The following is a 19323-nucleotide window of genomic DNA, read 5'->3' on the forward strand; positions in this document are numbered from 1 at the left end:
CGGACGCAGGGACGATCACTCATGGCACTCCCCCGGGACAGCCGGTCAGCAGCCGTCGACTGCACATCTCTCGAGCCGAGACGCTGCCGGACTTCTCCACCGAAGGAATTCCACAGGACCCGATAGCCGGACTTGTCGAGGCATGCAGCGGAATTGGGTGACCGGACCTGACAGCTGCTTTTCCTTGCCGCGATCACGCCGAGATGAACGGCTCCGTCAGATGCGGCGTCGCCAGATGCAGCGTGGTGGCGGTTTCGCGGGCGAGCATGCGCTCCCTTGAGTGCCTGGCCGCCACGGGGTCGATCTCGTGCGAGTAGGCGAGCTCGGGGTAGAGCAGCTGGAGCGCGTGCACCAGGAGGTCGCCGGTGATGAGCGCCAGCTCGCGCCCGTCGGCGACCAGCACGCTCTGGTGCCCAGGCGTGTGACCGGGCGTGGCGACCGCGCGCCCGGCGCGCAGCGGCGTGTCCCCGTCGAGGAGCCGGAGCCGGCCGGCTGCCTCGAGGGGGTCGGTGAGGGACTCGCGAAGCTGCGGGTTGAGCGCGTCGAGGGCGTCGAACTCGGCCCGCTGGAGCAGGTATTCGGCGTTCGGGAAGTAGGGGCGGCGGTAGCTGCTGGTCGCTCCGCTGGTCGAAGCGTTGCCGTCCACCGCGCGGCCCGCTGAGGGGACGGCCGCCTCGGTCACGACCGCCCATCCGACGTGGTCGGTGTGCAGATGCGTGAGCAACACGGTGTCGACCTCGGCCGGGTCGATGCCCGCGGCGGCGAGCGACTCGGGGAGCGCACCGGGCACGGGCGCCCACGAGCCGGCCGGGCCGTCCGCGGGACCGATCCCGGCGTCCACGACGGTGAGGCCCTTTTCGCTGCGGATCGCGTACGCGCGGAACTGGAGCCGCCAGCGGCCCTCGGCGTCGACCGCGCCGGGGTCGTAGCGATCGGCCTCGGCCCACTGAGCGGCCGTGGCCTCGGGAAAGGCCTCGGCGCGCGGGGAGAAGAACGGGCCCTCACCGTCGGCGAGAGCGGTGATCTCGCTCGAGCCGATCCGGAGGCGGGGAAGGCTAAGGGACATGGCCGTGATCCTGCCATTCCTTGCGCGCGGGTGGTGACTCGCCCCATGTCCCGATGATGTCGGTGTGGGACGAGGTGATCTCCCAGAGGGACAGTGAGCAGTGCTGGGGTCGTTTGGGGACTCGACGGTGCCGAAGCCGTCCTCCCACTCCGCGCACTGAGCACGAACGGCGACTTCGACTACTCCTGGCGCTTCCAGACGGCCCGCGAACACCAACGCCTCTGCTCCAGCCCTGACCAGCAGGATCACGGCCTCACTACTTGATCCCGACGTAACTTCACCGGACGGCCGAGGATCGCCACCGCCGCACCCTTCACCGGTATCGGATGGTCCGGCAACCGTTCCCGAGTTCGACGGAACCAGCCCAGATCGCCCCTACAGTGCCATCGTGGCGCAAATGGGCAGGTCGCAGAGCCGTTCAGTCGACCAGCCATGCTTGGTGGCCTCCGCCCAGGGCTCGACCTGCGGCCGACGGCCAAGCCGCTTCACCGGCACAGGATGGCCTCAAGATCTCATTCTGAAACGATCAGTAAGACGTGGGCACGCGCGTCCGGCAGGCATCGGTCTGAACCCTGACGTGCTCGTACGGCGGGCCTCCGCCCTGCGAAGCCGGAGACCCGCCGCACCGATCGTGCCCGTACGTCTGCCTTTACACGTACGGGATCCTCAGCACCGCCGCGTCCGTGCCCGTCTGTACCCGGGACGTTCCGTTGCCCAGCGCGTTCCAGATCTCCAGGCGGACGGTGCCGTTCTTGAGTTCGCCCAGGCTGCCGGTGACGGCCTGCGCGCCGACCGCCTGCGTGTACTCCTCCCAGCCCGCGACCGGGTCGGTCGCGAAGTAGCGGAAGGTCTCGGTGCGGTCGAAGGTGCCGTCACCGGTCAGGTCGTAGCTGACCCGGACCTGCGGGGCGAGCCCGACCTTGGTGCCCGCGTCCACCCGGAGGCGGAACGCGGTGGCGGCCCCGGAGGAGACCTTGCCGTTGACCTTCTTCGCCTCGTAGACGGCCGGCCGGTACGGGGTGCCGTCCCGGTTCACGCCGTCGGCCGAGGCCAGGGTGTCCGCGCCCGCCGGGTCGGTGGTGGCGGTGGTGAGGACGCCGCCGGACTTGAGGCGGAAGGTGTTGCCGGTGGACGGGCCCGGCTCCTCCGGGTCCGGGTCCGGGTCTCCACCGCCGGAGCCCGTGTCGGTGGCCGTCGAACGGGCCGGTACGGAAAGGGTCTTGCCGTCCGAGAAGGTCACCGTGCGGGCGGTGGAACCGTGGTTGTGGGCGGTGTAGGTGCGGGTGCCGTTCTTGGTGAAGACGGCGGAGGTGGGCAGGTCGCCGCTGACCGTCATGTCCGGTGCGCCGAGCGTGTTGAGGGTGTTGATCCAGTGGTAGGTGTGCGCCTTGGACTCACCCTGCTCCGGGGTGTAGTTCCCGTTCACACCGTCCCACTTGGCCTTCGCCGACGCCGGATCGGCCAGCGCCTCGAACTCCCAGAGCAGGTCGCGCCACTCCTGGGCCGGGCCGCCGTTCTCGCGCTCCATCTCGGCGATGTTCCGCTTGATGCCGGCCTTCTCACGGGCCAGGTGGAGTGAACCGCCGGTCACCGGGAGGACGTTGATGCCGTGGATCTCCTCCGGGTTGGCGGTCCACCAGGTGGAGTACGCGGCGCCGCTGCCCCAGACCATGCCGACCGTGCCGTACTTGTACGAGGCGGGGAAGACCTGCTCGCTCACGTCGAACCAGTACTGGGTGATCGCCTCGGACTCCGTCGTCAGCAGGTAGCTGCCGAGGTCGCGGAGCGAGGTGTCACCGGTCGCCGCGCCCAGGAGCACAAGACCGGCGCTGAGGTTGATGGACTCCGACGAGGACTCCTGGTTGTTGCCCGCCGCGAAGCCCTGGTGGCCGGAGGCCCAGCTGTGGCCCGCGTACACGTCGAAGCCGCGCAGGAAGGGGTACGCCGAGTCGGTGCGGCTCGGGTTTGCGGTGTCGCGGACCAGGTGCTTGATCATCGTGCCCCAGGCCGAGTCGGCCGCCCAGTCCGGGTCGTACTGGGCGATGATCGCCGCCGCGTAGACGTAGTAGCTGTAGTGGAAGTGGTGGTCGTTGAGTTCGGTGTCGCTGCCGTACGAGGCCGGGTAGCCGGTGAGGGTCTTCCAGTCCTTGTCGTAGCTGAACTCGCTGGCCCCGCCCGCCGTGAACCACTCCTGGAGCCGGCCCTTCATCAGGCCGAGGAGCTTGTCGCGGGTGGCGGTCTGCCCGATCTGGTCAGCTACGGGGACCAGTTGGGCGAGACGGCCGAGCGCCTTGCCGGTCCAGTAGGTGTCGCCGGCCCCTGCGAACGGATCGGAGGCGTTGGCGACCTCGTTGAGGTAGCCGGTCAGCCGGGCCCGGTCGACGCCGCTGGAGGCGGGCAGGGCGGGCACCACACCGTTGTTCTTCTGGCTGGTGGTGAAGGAGGCGGACTCGCGCACCTTCATGGTGCCGCGCGGTGAGACGTACGTGTACGGGGTCAGCGCGTCGTCGGTGTGCAGCCACTGGTGGCGGTAGAGGGCCTGGAGCGTGCCGCGCTCGGTGCCCTCCTTGGCCTCCGTGGCCAGGGTGTAGGTGGCCCGGACGTTGCCGCCGGTGCTCTGCCACGCCACCTTGGAGCCGGTGACGAAGCTGAACGCGTACTTGCGGTAGGTCTCGAGCGCGTCCCTGGAGGGCAGGACGGCGAGTGAGAAGTAGTCCTTGCCCGCGAGCCCGGCGGTGATCGCGGTGCCGGAGATGTTCCAGTCGGCGCCGCTTGGGGCGAAGAGGGCGTAGTGGTGACCGGCGACCGTGATGCCGACGACGTTGCCGTCGTCCGCGAAGACGGTGGGGGCGGAGGCGGTCGTGATGCGGGCGTCGCCGCCGGAACCCTTGGCGTACACGAACGGCATGCCGTGGCCGATGGTGGCCCGGAAGGTGCGGGAGCCGTCCGCCCAGTACGGAGTGACCGTCCAGTCGGACCAGGCGTCGGCCTTGGTGTCGGGGGAGTTCAGGCCGGTGAGGCCGACGGTGAGGTCGGCCTTGTGGGCGTACTCGTACTGCCGGCCGCCACCGACGATCGCCGGCGTGGTCGGGTAGCCGACCTCCAGGCCGGAGGCCTTGGCCTGGTACGTGAGGGGGTGACCGTACATGGGGGTGGAGTACGGGTTGTCGCCGTAGCGCTGGTAGGCGAGCGAGGACCACCAGTCGTTGGTCGGGACCGGCTTGTCCCGGGCGGCGGCGGTGAGTTTGGGGGTGACGGGGGCGCCGGTGTTCGTCGTGGGCCCGGACGTACCGGCGGGGCGGGTGTCGGTGTAACTGCCGGAACCTGCGGGGACGGTGGCGGCGGTTGCGGGGGACGCGGCGGGGCCCAGGCTCACGGCGGCCATGGCGATGGCCAGGAGCGTCGCCGCTACGGGTCTGGAGAGGGAGGCTTGCATGATGAGCAGCACCTCGATCATGGGGGGGGCGAGGAGCGCGTTTGAGAGCGCTCTCACATATCAGGGAACGTAAAACTCCTGAAACCTAAGTGTCAAGAGAACGCACACGGGCGGCAGTTGGGTGTGACGCCAAGCTGTTGTGCGTTCGAGTCTTGACGGGGAGGAGGTGGGGGCCCGTACGTCGGCCCCGTCGCCGGGGACAGCGGCGTCCCGGCTACGCCCCGTCAGCAGCACATCGCGTTATGCGGACGACACCTCGCGCTCATCCGGGACGACCCGTCCGAGCGGGCCGCGTCTGGCCCACGCCCAGAGATCGCCGGAGGGGTCCAGTGGGAACTGCACTGATCACCGCACTTGTTGTCGTCACGGCCGAGCAGACGCTCGCCTTCGCCGTCCCCAGAGTGGCCCGTGCCGCAGGCGCCTGGTGGCGCAAGCGGGGTAACCGGTAGTCCGGGAATCGGCAAGTCAGCCCCTGCCCACTGAGTCGGCGGCGGGTAGGGCTCCCCCCTTCACAGCCCCTGGACGCGCAGCACGCCCGTCAGCATCGGGAGAGTGAACTCGCCGCGGGCGGTCTCCGGTCGACTCGCGAGGAAGGCGCGGATGCGGCCCAGCGCGGCTGCTTGTCCCTGTTCTGGCATGACCAGCATCCCCGCGCACGTCGCGAGGGTGGCGACGAGGGGGTCGGCGGTGCGGCGCTGCCCGTGCGGGAACTCGGCCTGCTCCGGCGAGCCGAACCGGGCTGCCACACCAGTCTCCGGAGGGTGCATGTCTGCCGTCTCGGCGCGCCGACTGGTGGGCGCGCCGAGAGGGGCCGATGGCCGCGCCGAGGTCGAGCAGACGCGGGCCGGGCGCGGGCTCGAGCGCCCAGCACGCCGCGGCCTGCGCGTAGTCCGGCCGGCGCTGCGGCGTACGCGCCCGCCGCAGCGCCGAACGACGAGGAAGGAAGCAGCCGTTCGTCCTGATCCCTCCGGCTGGCCTATGGAGGCTGCCAGCGGTCGGCTGCAAGGCGCGGCCCTCCGATGGGGTGACGCCCCGCCCGACTCACCAGGCCTTGCCGGCCTGCTCCCGGACCGTGCGGTTGATCCGGTTGAAGAAGTTGGTCGTCGCGATCTCCAGGGTGATCGCGCCCAGTTGCTCCTCGCTGAAGTGGCCGGCGGCGGCGTCCCAGATCTCGTCGGTCACGCCCGCCGCGCCGTCCTGGAGCCGGGTGGCGGCCTCGGTCAGGGCGAGGGCCGCCCGCTCCTCATCGGTGTAGAAGGGCGTCTCGCGCCACGCGACCACGTTGTGCAGCCGCTCCTCCGTCTCACCCGCCTGCTTCGCCGACTGGATCGTGGCGAAGATGCACGGGCTGCAGCCGTTGATCTGGCTGACCCGCAGATGGATCAGTGACAGCAGATGCTTGTCCACGCCCCCGGCGTGAATTGCCTTGTAGAGATGCTGGACTGCTGTGACCACGTCGGGACTGGCCGGGCTCTTGATGCGTGCTTCCATCGGTCCTGCTCCTTCGTCGGTGGTTCATCGGTTACCTGCGCCCTTCCGGGCACGTCATCCCCATGACGGAGCAGAGCCGAGGAAGGTAACAACATGTCCGACACCAGCCCGACGCACCCGATGGCCGAGACGTTCGAGGCCCAGCGCGATCGGCTGCGGGCGATCGCCCACCGCATGCTCGGATCGCACGCCGACGCCGAGGACGTGGTCCAGGAGGCATGGTTGCGGCTCTCCCGCCAGGACGCGGCGACCATCCACAACCTCGCCGGCTGGCTGACAACGGTGGTCGGCCGGATCAGCCTCGATGTCCTGCGATCGCGCCAGACCCGCCCGGAGGCGTCCTACGACGACCGTCTGTCCGAGCTCGTGGTGACGGTGGACGACACTCCTGATCCCGAGGACGACGCGGTGCTCGCCGACTCGGTGGGGCTCGCTCTCCTCATCGTCCTGGAGTCGCTCGGGCCGAGCGAGCGGCTGGCGTTCGTGCTGCACGACCTTTTCGCGGTGCCGTTCGACGAGATCGGCCGGATCCTCGGCAAGTCCGCCGCCGCCACCAAGATGCTGGCCAGCCGCGCCCGCAGGAAGGTGCAGACGGTGGAGCGGCCGACCGGCGTCGGACGGGAGCAGCGCGATGTGGTCCGGGCCTTCCTGGCGGCGGCTCGCCGCGGTGATTTCGAGGAATTGCTGCGAGTACTCGACCCGGAAGTGAAGCTGACCGTCGACACCCCTTCCGGCGTGGTCGTCACCCTCGGCGCCACCAGGGTCGCAGCCGGCGCGCAACTGTCCGCCGGCGCAGCCACACAAGGGCGGGCGGTGCTCGTCAACGGCATCCCGGGGGTCGTTTCCTGGCACGAGGACGGCACTCCGCTCTCGGTTCTCGCGTTCAGCGTCGTCGACGGCCGGATCACCGGCATCACGGTCGTGATCGACCAGGCCAAGCTCGCGCTGATGGACCTGCCGGATCCGGCGTGAGTCGAGTCGAAACACGACCCAGGCGCTGCCAGAGCCGGCGGCACGCGCTTCTATGTGAGGGAACTGGTCTTGGGCCGGTGGACCTCCAGGACAACCGCCGTGCCCGCCACAGACCGGTCCTCGTGCATGGTGACCACTTGGCCGGGCTGAAGGTGCTGCCACTGCGAGGGGTCAAGGGGAGCAAGTCGTACCGTGGCTTGCCCGCCAGGCTTCAGGAAGGGCGTGAACTCCACCCAGAGCCTGGCGATGTCGAGGGCCGGTACGCCAGTTTGGGTTCGGTTCCCGATGTTCCACATCGGTCGCAGGACGCCGGCACCGGAGATGGGCGTCTGCCGTCGCGCTTCGTTGGCCGGGCGGAGGGTGAAGTCGGCTCGGATGATGCCGTTGCGAGTCTCGTAGCAGCGCCAATGGCACCAGGCCGCGCTCTTGTCCAGCCGCATCTGTTCAGCTGCGGTGGCCAGGGTCTCCCAGAAGCTGAGCGGAAGCGGTGGGACGTCACCGAGTTCTTCCAGCAACCCGAGTGCCACTTCCCACTCGTCCCGAATGAGGTGCTCCCAGACGTCGTTCACCGTGATGTCGTTCTCGGTGGCGGTCTCCTCAGGAACCAGCAGGGAAGCGGCTTCCAGCAGCTTGGGGACGTCCATGCCCTGATTCTGGACCACGGTCTCCTGCCGACGGCTGGACCTGCCCGATGGCCCCCATCGAGCAGGTCGCGGCACTTGTGTCCCGCGCCGCCCGGTCACGCTCCAGGTGTCGCCCACCAGCTCAGCTGAGACCACTTCGGACGAGGATCAATTCACTCACAGCCGCTGGCTGGGAGAGAAACGGGTGATGGCCGGCGTCGAGTTCCACGATGCTGCCCGCCCTGCGGGCGTACTCGCGTTGCAGCTGGGCGGGGGTGCCCCTGTCCTGGGCGCAGACGAGGTACGTCGAGGGCACATGCCGCCACGCCGCTGCTTCCACCGGCTGCTCGAGGACCGCCAGGCTCTGCCGGGCCGTCTTGTCCGCGGCCCGTCGCTGGATCTCCGGATCGCAGTCCTGGAGGAACGTCTCGGCCAGAGCGTCGGGCCGGACGGTGAAGGTGCCGGCCTCGGGGTCGATGTCGAGAAACGGGGCCGGCTCCTCACCGCCGAACGAGGAGAGGCTCTGCCCGACCTCGGGCAGGTAGCTCGACACGAGCAGCAGGTGGTGCACGGCGTCAATGCCCGCGGCTGCCTCCGCGGTGACGATCCCGCCGTAGCTGTGGGCGACCACGACGGTCGGCTCGTCGTTCGCAGTCAGTACGTGCCGGACCGCGGCGACATCCTCGGCCAGCCCGGGTCCTCCCGCGCCCGTCGGCCCACCCGTCTCGCCGCAACTCGGCAGGGCAGGCGACTCGCTGGCGACACCCCGCTCGGCCAGCAGCTCGCCAGTCCGGTGCCACCACCACGATCCGTCCCTGACGCATGCCCCGTGCACGAAAACGACCCTCATCATGACCTCCTCGTCTTCCTTCATTCGCCTGTGGAGCGATATTAGACGTACTGGTTGTTACGTGAAAAAGTGACGCCATGGGCAGGCAGCGGCAACCGCAGATCAGGCAGCGGCTTCTCGTCGCGTGCACCGACTACTCGCTCGAGCACGGGCTCCCCGACCGGCTCGAGCCGTTGGCCACCGCCGCGGGCACCTCGAGCCGAATGCTGATCTACCACTTCGGGACCCGTGACGGACTGCTCCGCGAGATCCTCGGACAGGCCCGGCAGCGCCAGCTCCAGGCCTTCACCGACCTGATATGCCTGCGACCTGACGAGCCCTACCCGATCACCCTTGCCCGCGCCTGGTCCGCGATCTCCGGGCCGGAAGGCGCGCCCTACCTCCGCATGTTCAGCCGGCTGCACGACACCGCCGGAGAACCCCTCTGGCCCGGATTTCGGAGGACCGCGACCACCGACTGGCTCGCACCCCTCGAGGCCGGCATGCACAGCCTCGGTCGACCCGAGCTGGCCACCGTCGTGCTCGCCGTCATCCGCGGCCTCCTCATGGACCTGGACGCGACCGGCGATGTCCCGCGCACGCACCAGGCATTCCATGACTTTCTCAGCACTATCGACAGCGCCCGAGAGCGCGCCTGACGGTCTACCTGGCCCTGGAAGGCGCTATGTGAGCTTATGCCTGTTTTGCTCTTTTGGGGAGTGGTAACCGGGTCGGCCGCGGTGTTGCCGGGCAGCGCGGAGCGGTGGACTTCGATCAGCCGCGGCCTCGCGAGGTGGAGTCCCCGCAGTACTCGGGGAAACCCGGGTGGACATGGCTCGACAGACTCCCGACCAGGAGATCGTCGAGGTTCTGGTGGGAGGTTGCCGAGTGGTCGCTCCAGTGTTCACGGAAGAGGAGCCGGAGGGCTGCGGCGGTCCTGGCCATGGTCGGGCGTTGGCCGTTGGCATGGCGGGCTTCCGGTCATGTGGCCAGGTCCAGCCATTCCCCGACGGCCAGCACGTGTGCGCGCCGTCCGGCGTGCGTGCGGAAGTCCTTCTCCGGGTCGGGGACCTCGACGTAGCCCGCGATCTTGTCCGGCTGCTCCGTCTCGTAGTGCATCGGCACCGCGTACCGGGCGTCGAGGATCTCCGCGGCCGCGGCGGCCTGCCTCGGGTCCAGCGCGGCGGGCAGCGGGCTCGGCGGCTGGAGGTGCGGTGCGTCGACCACCGCGCCGTTGGCGGGCAGGAACACCGCGTCGAACGGGCTGAACCGGCGCGCGATGAGCCACCAGTAGCCGTGGAACATCGTGTCGCCGCCGTGGAAGACCCGCTGCCCGTCGGCCTGCACCACCCAGTTCACCTGCGGGTCACCCAGACCGTCGACGGAGGGGACCGCGGTGACGCGGAACGGCCCGACTTCGCGGGTGGACCAGACATCCACGACCTCGGCAGCCAGCCGGTGCAGGGCCAGCTCGCGCTCGGCCAGCAGCGTCGTCACGTTGTCCACGTCGTCGCCGTGACCGGGCGCCGGCCGCAGCACCGACGCCCCCGGTGTCAGCGCGTCCGCGAGCGCGGACGCGTCGGCGTGGTCCCGGTGCAGGTGGGTGACCAGTGCGGCGGTGACCTTCCCGCTCGGCGCCGCCAGCCCCACGCCGGGCTTCCACCCCGTGAACAGCGGCGAGAGGTCCCGCACGTAGTCGATCACCAGCCGCTTGGCGCCCGCCTCGATCTCCAGTCCGGCCCAGCCCAGTCGTCGCACCCGCATCGCGCACTCCTTCGCTCGGTGATTGCGAACGTTAGCGTACGACCGTTCACTAAATCAATAGCGAACGCACGTACGCTATCCTCGTCACATGTCACCACGACGCTCAGCAGCCGAAGCGCAGGCCACCAGGGGCCGGATCCTCGGCCGTGCCGCCGAGATCGCCTCCGAGGAAGGACTGGACGGCATCACCATCGGCCGGCTCGCCGGGGAGCTGGAAATGAGCAAGTCCGGGGTGCACAAGCACTTCGGCACCAAGGAGACGCTGCAGATCTCCACTCTGGACAAGGCGTTCGTGGACTTCTGGCACCGAGTGGTCGAGCCCGCACTGACCGAGCCCCCGGGCCTGCGGCGGCTGCGCGCGGTGTGCGCCAACTCCGTGGGCTACCTGGAAGCGCCACTGCTGCCCGGCGGCTGCCTGATGACCGCGGCGCTCACCGAGTACGACGGCCGCCCCGGCCGGGTCCGCGACGCGGTGGCCGAGGTGTGGTCGCGCTGGCGGGAACAGCTGCGGGCGGACCTGACCGCGGCGGTGGAGAACGGCGAACTGCCCACCGGGTTCGACATCGACCAGGCACTGTTCGAGATCATCGCTGCCGGGCTGGCGCTGAACGCGGCCATGCAGCTCCAGCACGAGCGGGCGGCCGCGGGCCGGGCCCGCCGCGCGATCGAACGGGCCTTGGACCAGTCCTGACCGCACGCCAGAACGGGCACTGGCCGAGCACGATCTCATGACGAGGCAAGATAGTACGCATGACTTTGGCCACCCCCATACTGCACACCGCTCGCCTGCGACTGCGACCCTTCACCGACACCGACGCGGACCCCCTCTTCGCGCTGCACAGCAGCACCTACGTGCTGCGCTACTGGGACTCCCCGCCGTGGAACGAACGGGCCCGCGCCGAGCGCTTCCTCGCGACTTGCCGGAAGATGGCGGACGAAGGCACCGGGGCACGGGTGGCCATCGACCGTGCTTCTGACGGGGCCTTCGTCGGCTGGTGCGGTCTGACCGAATGGAATCCGGACTACCGCAGCGCGTCGCTGGGCTACTGCCTCGACGATGCGATGTGGGGCCACGGCTACGCGACGGAGGCCGTGAACGCCTTGCTGCAGTGGGCATTCGACACACTGGACCTGAACCGAGTCCAAGCCGAGGCCGATACGCGCAACGTGGCATCTGCCCGGGTCCTGGAGAAGAACGGGTTCGTGCGGGAAGGGACGTTGCGGGAAGACTGCGTCGTGAACGGCGAGGTATCCGACTCGTGGGTGTTCGGATTGCTCAGGCGAGAGTGGCGGCCGTCGACGGTTCGCACATCCGGGCGTTAGAGGGGGCGCCAGACGGGACGAAGCCCTGTCGACCGGGGCAGAACCCGGTGCGCGGCAAGCGTGATACGCGACGGCATCCACGAAGCCTTCCTCACCCTCGGATGCGCGCTCGTCTGCTGGCGGCGCCTGAAGTCCTTGCGACTGGAGTGCTAGGGGGCGGATCCAAGGTGCTGAGCGAGAGTGCGGGTGTGCTCCGGTCGAGCCAGGAGGCGCAAGTGGCGCCGCTCATGATTGCGCGCTAGATACGTGGTCAGAGCAGCACCGATGACGCCGCCGCCTGCTACGCGCGGTGGTGTGGCGGTGCACCGGCAGCAAGCAGCTTCTCCGTGTGCTCGTGCAGTCGCCGGGCTTCCTCGATCGCGAACGCGGGCCCGTGCGGGCTGAGCGGCTCTCCCCGCACAACGGCGCTGAGCAACGCGGCTGGCGGGGCGTCCAGCAGCGTGAGGATCGGCGCTATGGCCTCCTCGACCGGCTGGGCGGATCGGCGTACAGCTTCGATCTGTGCCATGACCTCGGGGGTGTACTGCCCGGAGAAACTGGTGTCGACCGTTCCCGGATTGAGCAGTACGTACCGCACTGTCGTCTCTGGCCGACTGTCCGCGAAGCCGACGCCGAGCAGGTCGTTGAGCCGTCCTCCTTGTGCGAGCGCCCGTTGGCCGTCGTACTCCCGTGCAAGCTGCAGGTCCTCCCAGTAGATTTTCCCTCCGCCGCCGGGCCCGGCGACGTTGAGGATGACCGGGGTGTCCGCTGCTTCGAGCAGACCGGCCAGCTCGTGGCTCAGTACGAAGCGGCTCAGGTAGAAGTGCGCGAAGGTGTTCTCGAGGCCTTCGGCAGTGACCAGGCGGGTGGTCCGGAAGTGCCGGGCGCACAGCACCAGGGCGTCGATTTTCGCGCAGACGGACCGGATAGCGTCGATCGCCGCTCTGGTCTCGGACACCAGACTCAGATCGGCCTGCACGAAGTGCGCCCGCCCGGCCGCGTCATGGTGGCGCGCGGCATCGAACCACGCCTCGCCCTTCTCGGCGCTGCGCCCGACGACTATCACCTCCTGCCCCCTTTCCAGGTATTCGAGGGCGAGAGCCCTGCCGATGCCGTCCGTGCCACCGGTGACGACATAGGTCTTCATCGTTGTGCTCCTTCGCTGCTCATCCGGGCTCACAGGAACCGCGCCGCGATCTTCTCGGGGCCGACGTGCACGGTGACCAGCTCGGGGAGGGTGGCATACGACTCCGGGTGGTGTTCGGCGTAGGTCTTGCCGGTGTACTTGACGGCCAGTTGGTCCATCCGCTCCCGGCTGCCCGCGCTCTCGAACCGCGCGGTGCCGCTGATGACCGCGTAACCGTAGGGCTCGTCGGGCGGGTTGACTGTCACGCTCAGGCGCGGGTCGCGCCGCAGATTGCGGATTTTGAGCTTGTCGACGCCGGTCACGAAGAACAGGTCGTCGCCGTCTCGCCCCACCCAGACCACCGACTGGTGCGGGCTGCCGTCGGGCTGGAGGGTCGCCACGGTGACGAAGACCTGGCCATCGAGGGCGTCTTTCAACTTCTCGGACATGTGGACCGGGCTCACGCATGACTCCTGGATTGAGGAACGGCGCGACGACGGATGCGCCAGACAGATCAACTGCCACAACTATGTGACAGTTAATCAAGGAAAGGCAATAGTGATGAGGTAGTTTCTGGCCCGTCAGTCCCACTCCTGCGTATGCTCCGCACACGATGAGAGCTGATGCGGCACGCAACCTGGACGCGGTCCTGCAGACCGGAGCACGCCTGCTCGCGCAGGATCCTCGTACGAGCATCGCGGCAATCGCCCAGGCGGCGGGCGTCGACCGCCGCACCGTCTACCGCCGCTTCAAAACCCGCGAGGACCTGATGGCCGCCGTCCACGTGGCCAAGCTCGACGCCTGCGAGGAAGTCCTCTCCCAGGCCCGGCTGGACAAGGCGCCCGTGGTCGTGGCACTGCACCGGTACGCGGAGGGCATCATCACCGTCAGCAGGCGATGGCCGGTGGACGTGCGGCAGGTACAGGACGAAGCGGCGGCCGCCCGCCTCGGCCGGCTGATCGAGCAGCTCGACGCCTTCATGGCCCGCGCGGTGCGCGAAGGGTTCGTCCGCCCCGGCCTCCCGGACCGCTGGGCCCGGTCCCTGCTGGTCCATCTCACCACCATCGCTTCACACGAGATGCCGGAGCTGACGCCCGCACAGGGAGCCGACATGGTGGCCCAGTCCCTGTTCACGGGACCCAGCTCCACCTGACACGGCCAAGCCGCGCCCCGCCACCCCAGGTGGTCGATCGCGTCCGCGGGCTGCCGTTTCGCACGGATATCCGTCCGGCGCGGCAGGCGCCCAGGACCGGCACCGGGAGACAGGCCAGGCCGTGGTCATACCCAGGTCTGACGCCGGAGACCAGGCCCTGGTCCGACGCCCTGGGCAAGGCTTCCGGGCCACAGTCGAGTCATGACCCTCCCACCACGGACAACCGCCCCTGACTCCTCACCAGTGCCCGCCAGCGCTACCGTGTCTGCCTCTCTGACCGCCCTGGACAGCTTCCGTCGCATGCTCCGCGTGGAGCGCATGGACGCGTTCCCCGGCCGCTGGGCGGGCGGCGTCACCATGGTCCTGGGCCCGCTGCTGATGCTGGCCGGAGCCTTGCTGCGATCCCGTTTCGACTTCTTCTATCCCGCTCAGCTCACCGCGTACGACCGGCATCCCGGCCTGATGGCCACCTCCCACACCCTCTTCGCGGTGGGGAACCTGCTGCTCTGGCCCGCCGTGGCCCTGCTCGCCGCCCGCATCGGCGCCCGCAGCCCCGGCTGGGGTCTGTGGGGCGGGCTTCTCGCGATGTCGGGACTCTTCGCCCGCGCGTTCCACGCCGGGGCGGACCATATGGCCTTCCGGCTGGCCGATGCCGAGGGCCCCGCAGCCGCCACCCGGGCCGTGTCCGACACCTACGGCGCCTTTCAGGTCTTCTCCACGCTGAACCTCGCCATCCTGGCCGGGTGGCTCGTGCTCGCGCTCGGCGCGTGGCGCACCCGGGTCCTCGGTCCCGTCCGTGCGTCCGCCCTCGGGCTGATGGCGATCCTGCCGCTGGGCGTGCTGAAGGGCACCACTCCCCTGTCACTGGTGGCCCTCGTCGGGTTGGCGCTCGCCATGCTCCCCCTGGGTGTCCGCCTGTTGCGCGAAGGTCCGCGTCCCAGCCGTGCTGCGGTGCTGCGATGGGTTCCGGTGACGCTGACGGCGGTGGGGCTCATGTTCCTGCTGGGTCAGGCAGGCTGAGTGGGTCTGCACCGGTACGGTCATGCCTTGACTACTCCCCCAGCTGAAGCGGGGGGGTATCCACGAAGGAGACCGGATGAACCGCCGCCTCGGGCGCCATCTCCGCGCCATCGATGGGGCGCTGGCAGTCACTCTGAGCGTGGTCTACGCCGGTTTCGCGCGGATGTCGGCAGCCGATGGGCAGCCTGTCTACTCCGGTCCGGCCTGGCTCGCATGGATCATCGCCGCCGCCGTCGGCCTGCCCGTCGCGTTCCGCCGCCGGTGGCCGTTGCCCGTACTGGGAATCGTCCTGGCGGCCCTCACCGCCGCCTCGCTTCTCGACCTCACCCGGGAGCCGTACGCCGCAGCGGGGCTGGCCGCCTATCTGGTGGCGCTGGCCGAACCATCCCGCCGCTCGGTACCTGCCCTCGCCGCCGCCCTGCCGGCGGCGGCCTGCGGGGTCTACGTCGGCGACGCCGTGATCACACCCGGCGGGAGCCGGCAGGATTCAGCCGGCCTGGTGGCCGTCGTGGTGCTGGTCGTCGGCGTCTCCTGGACAGCCGGCTTCCTCGTGCGGTCCCGCCGCGCCGAGCAGCGCCGGAGGGAACAGCACCGGGCCGAGCAGACGTTGACCGAGGAGCGGCTGCGCATCGCCCGCGAGCTGCACGACATCGTGTCGCACAACCTCAGCCTGATCGCCGTGCGGGCGGGAGTCGCCGCGCATGTGGCCGAGGCCGATCCGCAGGAGGCCCGGACGGCACTCGGGGTCATCGAGGAGACAAGCAGGTCCGCGCTGACGGACATGCGCCGTACCCTCGGCGTACTGCGGGAGGGAGCACCACTGGGTCCGGTCCCGGGCGGCGACGGCCTTGAGCAGCTCGCGCAGGATGCGCGGCGGGCCGGGGTCGACGTGGACCTGACGCTCCGCGGTCTGCGGCCCCTCGCGGAGAGCACGCAGCTGACGGTGTACCGGATAGCACAGGAGGCCCTGACCAACGTGGTCCGACATGCGGCCCCCACGCGGTGCCGGGTCACCATCGTGGCGGACGGCAGAGCGGTAGCCATCGATGTCGTCGATGAGGGGCGAACGGCAGGCCCCCGCTGCCGGGCTGCGGAACTCCCCGGCGGGCATGGCCTGATGGGCATGCGGGAGCGGGCACTGATGTATGGCGGCGGCTTCACGGCCGGGCCCCGTCCGGAGGGCGGCTTCGCGGTCTCCGTGCGGCTGCCGATCGCGGAGGAGAGCGTGTCATGACCGAACCGGCATGGCCGGCAGCAGCTGCCACGGTTCCCGTTACCACCCGGGTGGTCATCGCCGACGACCAGGCGATGGTCCGCGGCAGCTTCCGTGTGCTCGTCGACCACACCCCCGGGCTGAAGGCCGTCGGTGAGGCCGCGACCGGAATCGAGGCGGTCGAACTCGCCCGTCGTGAACAGCCGGATGTCGTGCTGATGGATATCCGCATGCCCGGCCTTGACGGCATCGAAGCCACCCGCCGCATCTGCGCCGACCCCGAGACGGCTGGCGTACGGGTCCTCATCCTGACCACGTTCGACCTTGACGAATACGTCTACGCCGCACTCCGCGCGGGCGCTGCGGGTTTCCTCCTCAAAGACGCTCCGCCTTCGGAGGTTCTGGGCGCCATCGGCGTCGTCGCCTCAGGTGACTGCCTCCTTGCTCCCTCGGTCACCCGTCGCCTGATCGCCGAGTTCACCCGGAGGCCGGAGCCCGGCCGGCCTCCGGTCCGTGCCTTCGACGGGGTCACGGACCGTGAGCTGGAGGTCCTGGGGCTGATCGCGCGTGGCCACTCGAACACGGAACTTGCGGAGCACTTGCAGCTGAGTATGGCCACGGTCAAAACCCATGTCGGGCGGCTGCTGGCCAAGCTCCATGCGCGCGATCGTGCTCAACTGGTGATCGTCGCCTACGAAACCGGCCTGGTGGGCGACCGTCGGCCCGGCGCGGCGGGGCTCCTGGGCTGACCACCGGACCCGTCAGGGGCGGCTGGTCAGATAGCCGCCCATGGAGGTGAAGTACTCCCCCGCGGGCATCTCCCGGCCGTCCTCGGTCCGTACGCGTGTGACGGCCAGGCCGTGGTTGCGGCCGGTGCGGGCGTCGGCTCCGGCGACGATCACCACGGCGTCGCCCTCGCGGTAGAAGATGCGGCCGGGTGTGCCGCCGTAGCGGTTCTGGGACACCACGGCGGCGAGGACTTCGAGTCGCCTGCCCTTGTGGAAGGTGTAGGCACTGGGGTACGGCTCGGACTGCGCGCGGACCAGCCGGTCGAGGTCCTCGGCCGGCCAGCCCCAGTCGATACGGATGTCCTCGGCGGACCGCTTGTGGAAGAAGCTTGCCTGGGAGCGGTCCTGCTGGGTGAACTCCGTCTGCCCGGCGGCGATGAGGCCGAGGGCGCCGGTGGTGACCGGGGCGATGAGGTCGACGGTCTTGTGGAAGAGGTCGGTGGCGGTGTCCGCCGGTCCCACGGGAACCGCCTCCTGCCGGACGATGTCGCCGGCGTCGAGTTCGTCGTTCATCATGTGGGCGGTGACGCCCACTTCGGGCTCGCCGTTGATCAGGGCCCAGATCAGCGGGGAGAAGCCGGCGTACTTCGGCAGCAGCGAGTCGTGCACGTTCAGCGTGCCGTGGCGCGGGAGGCCGAAGATGCGCGGAGGTATCCATGTCCGCCAGTTGTTGGCCACGAGGATGTCCGGGTCGGCCTCCTTGAGGCGTTCGAACAGCTCGTCGTCGTCGGGGCGGTTGCGGATGAGCACCGGTACGCCGTGCTGTTCGGCGAGGTCGGCGACGGAGTCGCTCCAGATCTTCTCGTACGCGTGCTCGCTCTTGGGGTGCGTCACGACGAGTACCACGTCGTGCTCTGAGTCCAGGAGAGCTTGCAGGGTCCGGTGCCCCCAGGTCTGGTAACCGAACATGGCGACCCGCATGGGGTTCCTCCTCAGGGCAGGGATGGATCGGCGGCAAGTAAAGCAAGGCTTACCTATGTTCGCAATGATCGCCCCGGACGGCCCGACTGACGGACAGCGCCGCCCGGCTGGCCCGTTCTGCACGGTCGACAGCCCTGCGTGATTAGCTTAGGCTAACCTAAGTTCGAACAGGCCGCCGCCTCGCCGGCGTGCCCGCCTCTCGTACTTCCCCCACGCCTGACAGGCGGCTTGCCCGCACGATGGGAGTGACATGTCACAGGTTCTTCCTGGCGACGCATCACCGGTCCGCGACCTCCTTGGCATCGGCTTCGGCCCCTCCAATGTGGCCATGGCGATCGCGCTGCGCGAGCACACCGCGCGCGTCGGCGCACAGGAAGCAGTCACCGCTCACTTCTTCGAGCAGCAGCCGCGCTTCGGCTGGCACCGAGGCATGCTGATCGATGACGCGACCATGCAGGTGTCCTTTCTCAAGGACCTGGTGACGCTCCGCAATCCGGCCAGTGAGTTCAGCTTCCTCTGCTATCTGAAGAGCGCGGGACGGCTGATCGACTTCATCAACCACAAGAACCTCTTCCCGCTGCGCGCGGAGTTCCACGACTACCTTGAATGGGCCGCGGCCAAGGTCGAGGACATGGTCTCCTACGGACACGAAGTCGTCGGCGTCGTGCCTGCCGTCCGTGACGGAGCCGTGGAGCACCTGGAGGTGACGGTCCGCTCGGGAGAGGGCCTCTCGGTCCACCGGGCCCGCAACCTCGTCATCAGCACCGGGCTGCGTCCCCTCATGCCGGACGGCATGGAGCGCAGCGACCGCATCTGGCACAACTCCGAACTCCTGGCGAAGGTCGACGCGTTGGAGGGCACCTCGCCCTCCCGGTTCATCGTCGTGGGCGCCGGGCAGAGCGCCGCCGAGAACGTCGCCTATCTGCACCGCCGCTTCCCCCGGGCCGAGATCTGCGCGGTCTTCTCCCGCTACGGCTACAGCCCCTCCGACGACAGCAGCTTCGCCAACCGGATCTTCGACCCCGGGGCGGTCGATGAATACTTCGCCGCGCCCGAGGACGTCAAGCGCCGGCTGATGGACTACCACGGCAACACCAACTACTCCGTCGTGGACATCGACTTGATCGACGACCTGTACCGGCAGACGTACCAGGAGAAGGTCCACGGCACCGAGCGGCTGCGCTTCCTCAACGTCTCCCGGCTCACCGACGTCAAGGAGACGCCGGAGACGGTGCATGCCACCGTGAAGTCCCTCGTCACCGGTGAGGAGACTCCCCTGGACGCGGACGTCGTGGTCTTCGCCACCGGTTACCGCCCCGCCGACCCCCTGGGCCTCCTCGGCGAGGTCGCGGACCGCTGCCTCCGCGACGAGTTGGGACGCGTCCGCGTCGAGCGCGACTACCGCCTCGTGACGGACCCCGGCCTGCACTGCGGCATCTACCTGCAGGGCGGCACGGAGCACACGCACGGCATCACCTCCTCCCTGCTGTCCAACACCGCGACCAGGGTCGGCGAGATCCTCGGCTCGCTCCTCGACCGTGGCCTCAAGCCGGCTCCCGACGCGGCCCGGGCGGTCGCCGACGGCACCGGCATCCCCGGCACATCAAAGGGATAACGTA

At 69.3% G+C, this 19323-nt stretch carries 20 protein-coding genes; 9 read left to right on the forward strand and 11 right to left on the reverse strand.

All coding sequences use genetic code 11. The annotated features are described in order from the left end of the window. Positions 1-193 precede the first annotated feature (193 nt). From LHJ74_RS02235 to LHJ74_RS02250, 4 genes are all read right to left on the reverse strand, one after another. A complete protein-coding gene (locus tag LHJ74_RS02235; RefSeq protein ID WP_260215686.1) occupies positions 194-1066 on the reverse strand; it encodes an MBL fold metallo-hydrolase in 873 nt (290 codons plus the stop codon). Positions 1067-1715: 649 nt separating this feature from the next. Next, positions 1716-4523, reverse strand: a complete 2808-nt coding sequence (locus LHJ74_RS02240) for a glycosyl hydrolase (RefSeq protein WP_260215941.1) — start codon at positions 4521-4523, stop codon at positions 1716-1718. Positions 4524-5011: 488 nt separating this feature from the next. Further along, entirely contained in the window at positions 5012-5248 is a 237-nt protein-coding gene (locus tag LHJ74_RS02245; RefSeq protein ID WP_260215687.1) for a hypothetical protein, read from the reverse strand. A gap of 295 nt (positions 5249-5543) precedes the next feature. Continuing rightward, a complete protein-coding gene (locus tag LHJ74_RS02250; protein ID WP_260215688.1) occupies positions 5544-5993 on the reverse strand; it encodes a carboxymuconolactone decarboxylase family protein in 450 nt (149 codons plus the stop codon). A gap of 93 nt (positions 5994-6086) precedes the next feature. Between LHJ74_RS02250 and LHJ74_RS02255 the strand changes: the two genes are divergently transcribed. Then, on the forward strand, positions 6087-6965 hold the full coding sequence (locus tag LHJ74_RS02255; RefSeq protein ID WP_260215689.1) for a sigma-70 family RNA polymerase sigma factor: 879 nt from the start codon (positions 6087-6089) through the stop codon (positions 6963-6965). A 50-nt stretch (positions 6966-7015) separates the two neighbouring features. On the opposite strand, the gene LHJ74_RS02260 is transcribed toward LHJ74_RS02255, so the two are convergent. Both LHJ74_RS02260 and LHJ74_RS02265 read right to left on the reverse strand, forming a co-directional pair. Next, a complete protein-coding gene (locus LHJ74_RS02260) occupies positions 7016-7609 on the reverse strand; it encodes a hypothetical protein (protein ID WP_260215690.1) in 594 nt (197 codons plus the stop codon). A gap of 121 nt (positions 7610-7730) precedes the next feature. Continuing rightward, positions 7731-8438, reverse strand: a complete 708-nt coding sequence (locus tag LHJ74_RS02265; RefSeq protein ID WP_260215943.1) for an alpha/beta hydrolase — start codon at positions 8436-8438, stop codon at positions 7731-7733. Between the two features lie 77 nt (positions 8439-8515). On the opposite strand from LHJ74_RS02265, the gene LHJ74_RS02270 reads away from it, so the two are divergent. Continuing rightward, positions 8516-9076 (forward strand): TetR/AcrR family transcriptional regulator, encoded by a 561-nt coding sequence (locus LHJ74_RS02270; RefSeq protein WP_260215691.1) that lies wholly within the window; start codon positions 8516-8518, stop codon positions 9074-9076. Positions 9077-9191: 115 nt separating this feature from the next. Here the strand turns inward: LHJ74_RS02270 and LHJ74_RS02275 are convergent, their stop codons facing one another. Both LHJ74_RS02275 and LHJ74_RS02280 read right to left on the reverse strand, forming a co-directional pair. Further along, positions 9192-9362, reverse strand: coding sequence for a hypothetical protein (locus LHJ74_RS02275; RefSeq protein ID WP_260215693.1), 171 nt, complete (start codon positions 9360-9362; stop codon positions 9192-9194). 36 nt (positions 9363-9398) lie between these two features. Further along, a complete protein-coding gene (locus tag LHJ74_RS02280) occupies positions 9399-10181 on the reverse strand; it encodes an MBL fold metallo-hydrolase (protein WP_260215694.1) in 783 nt (260 codons plus the stop codon). Positions 10182-10269: 88 nt separating this feature from the next. Here LHJ74_RS02280 and LHJ74_RS02285 point away from each other — a divergent pair, with 88 nt between their 5' ends. Continuing rightward, entirely contained in the window at positions 10270-10872 is a 603-nt protein-coding gene (locus LHJ74_RS02285) for a TetR/AcrR family transcriptional regulator (protein WP_260215696.1), read from the forward strand. A 59-nt stretch (positions 10873-10931) separates the two neighbouring features. Further along, complete coding sequence (locus LHJ74_RS02290) at positions 10932-11504, forward strand: GNAT family N-acetyltransferase (protein WP_260215697.1); 573 nt, start codon at positions 10932-10934, stop codon at positions 11502-11504. Between the two features lie 280 nt (positions 11505-11784). On the opposite strand, the gene LHJ74_RS02295 is transcribed toward LHJ74_RS02290, so the two are convergent. Beyond that, positions 11785-12630 carry an SDR family NAD(P)-dependent oxidoreductase gene (locus tag LHJ74_RS02295; protein WP_260215698.1) on the reverse strand — a complete coding sequence of 282 codons (846 nt, stop codon included), beginning with the start codon at positions 12628-12630 and terminating at the stop codon, positions 11785-11787. A 29-nt stretch (positions 12631-12659) separates the two neighbouring features. Further along, positions 12660-13073 (reverse strand): PPOX class F420-dependent oxidoreductase, encoded by a 414-nt coding sequence (locus LHJ74_RS02300; RefSeq protein WP_260215701.1) that lies wholly within the window; start codon positions 13071-13073, stop codon positions 12660-12662. Between the two features lie 149 nt (positions 13074-13222). Between LHJ74_RS02300 and LHJ74_RS02305 the strand changes: the two genes are divergently transcribed. The 4 genes from LHJ74_RS02305 (at position 13223) to LHJ74_RS02320 (ending at position 16744) form a co-directional block, all read left to right on the forward strand. Then, on the forward strand, positions 13223-13762 hold the full coding sequence (locus tag LHJ74_RS02305) for a TetR/AcrR family transcriptional regulator (RefSeq protein ID WP_260215702.1): 540 nt from the start codon (positions 13223-13225) through the stop codon (positions 13760-13762). 300 nt (positions 13763-14062) lie between these two features. Next, entirely contained in the window at positions 14063-14782 is a 720-nt protein-coding gene (locus tag LHJ74_RS02310) for a hypothetical protein (protein WP_260215703.1), read from the forward strand. A 76-nt stretch (positions 14783-14858) separates the two neighbouring features. Continuing rightward, positions 14859-16016 carry a sensor histidine kinase gene (locus LHJ74_RS02315; protein ID WP_260215705.1) on the forward strand — a complete coding sequence of 386 codons (1158 nt, stop codon included), beginning with the start codon at positions 14859-14861 and terminating at the stop codon, positions 16014-16016. After that, entirely contained in the window at positions 16013-16744 is a 732-nt protein-coding gene (locus tag LHJ74_RS02320; protein WP_260215706.1) for a response regulator, read from the forward strand. Before LHJ74_RS02315 ends, LHJ74_RS02320 begins: the two co-directional genes overlap by 4 nt. A 12-nt stretch (positions 16745-16756) precedes the next feature. Here LHJ74_RS02320 and LHJ74_RS02325 read toward each other — a convergent pair whose 3' ends face one another. Further along, positions 16757-17704, reverse strand: coding sequence for a methionyl-tRNA formyltransferase (locus tag LHJ74_RS02325; RefSeq protein WP_260215707.1), 948 nt, complete (start codon positions 17702-17704; stop codon positions 16757-16759). Positions 17705-17954: 250 nt separating this feature from the next. Between LHJ74_RS02325 and LHJ74_RS02330 the strand changes: the two genes are divergently transcribed. After that, positions 17955-19319, forward strand: coding sequence for a lysine N(6)-hydroxylase/L-ornithine N(5)-oxygenase family protein (locus LHJ74_RS02330; RefSeq protein WP_260215708.1), 1365 nt, complete (start codon positions 17955-17957; stop codon positions 19317-19319). Positions 19320-19323: the final 4 nt, after the last annotated feature.

This window comes from Streptomyces gossypii (genome assembly GCF_025165795.1).
Taxonomy (GTDB): domain Bacteria; phylum Actinomycetota; class Actinomycetes; order Streptomycetales; family Streptomycetaceae; genus Streptomyces; species Streptomyces gossypii.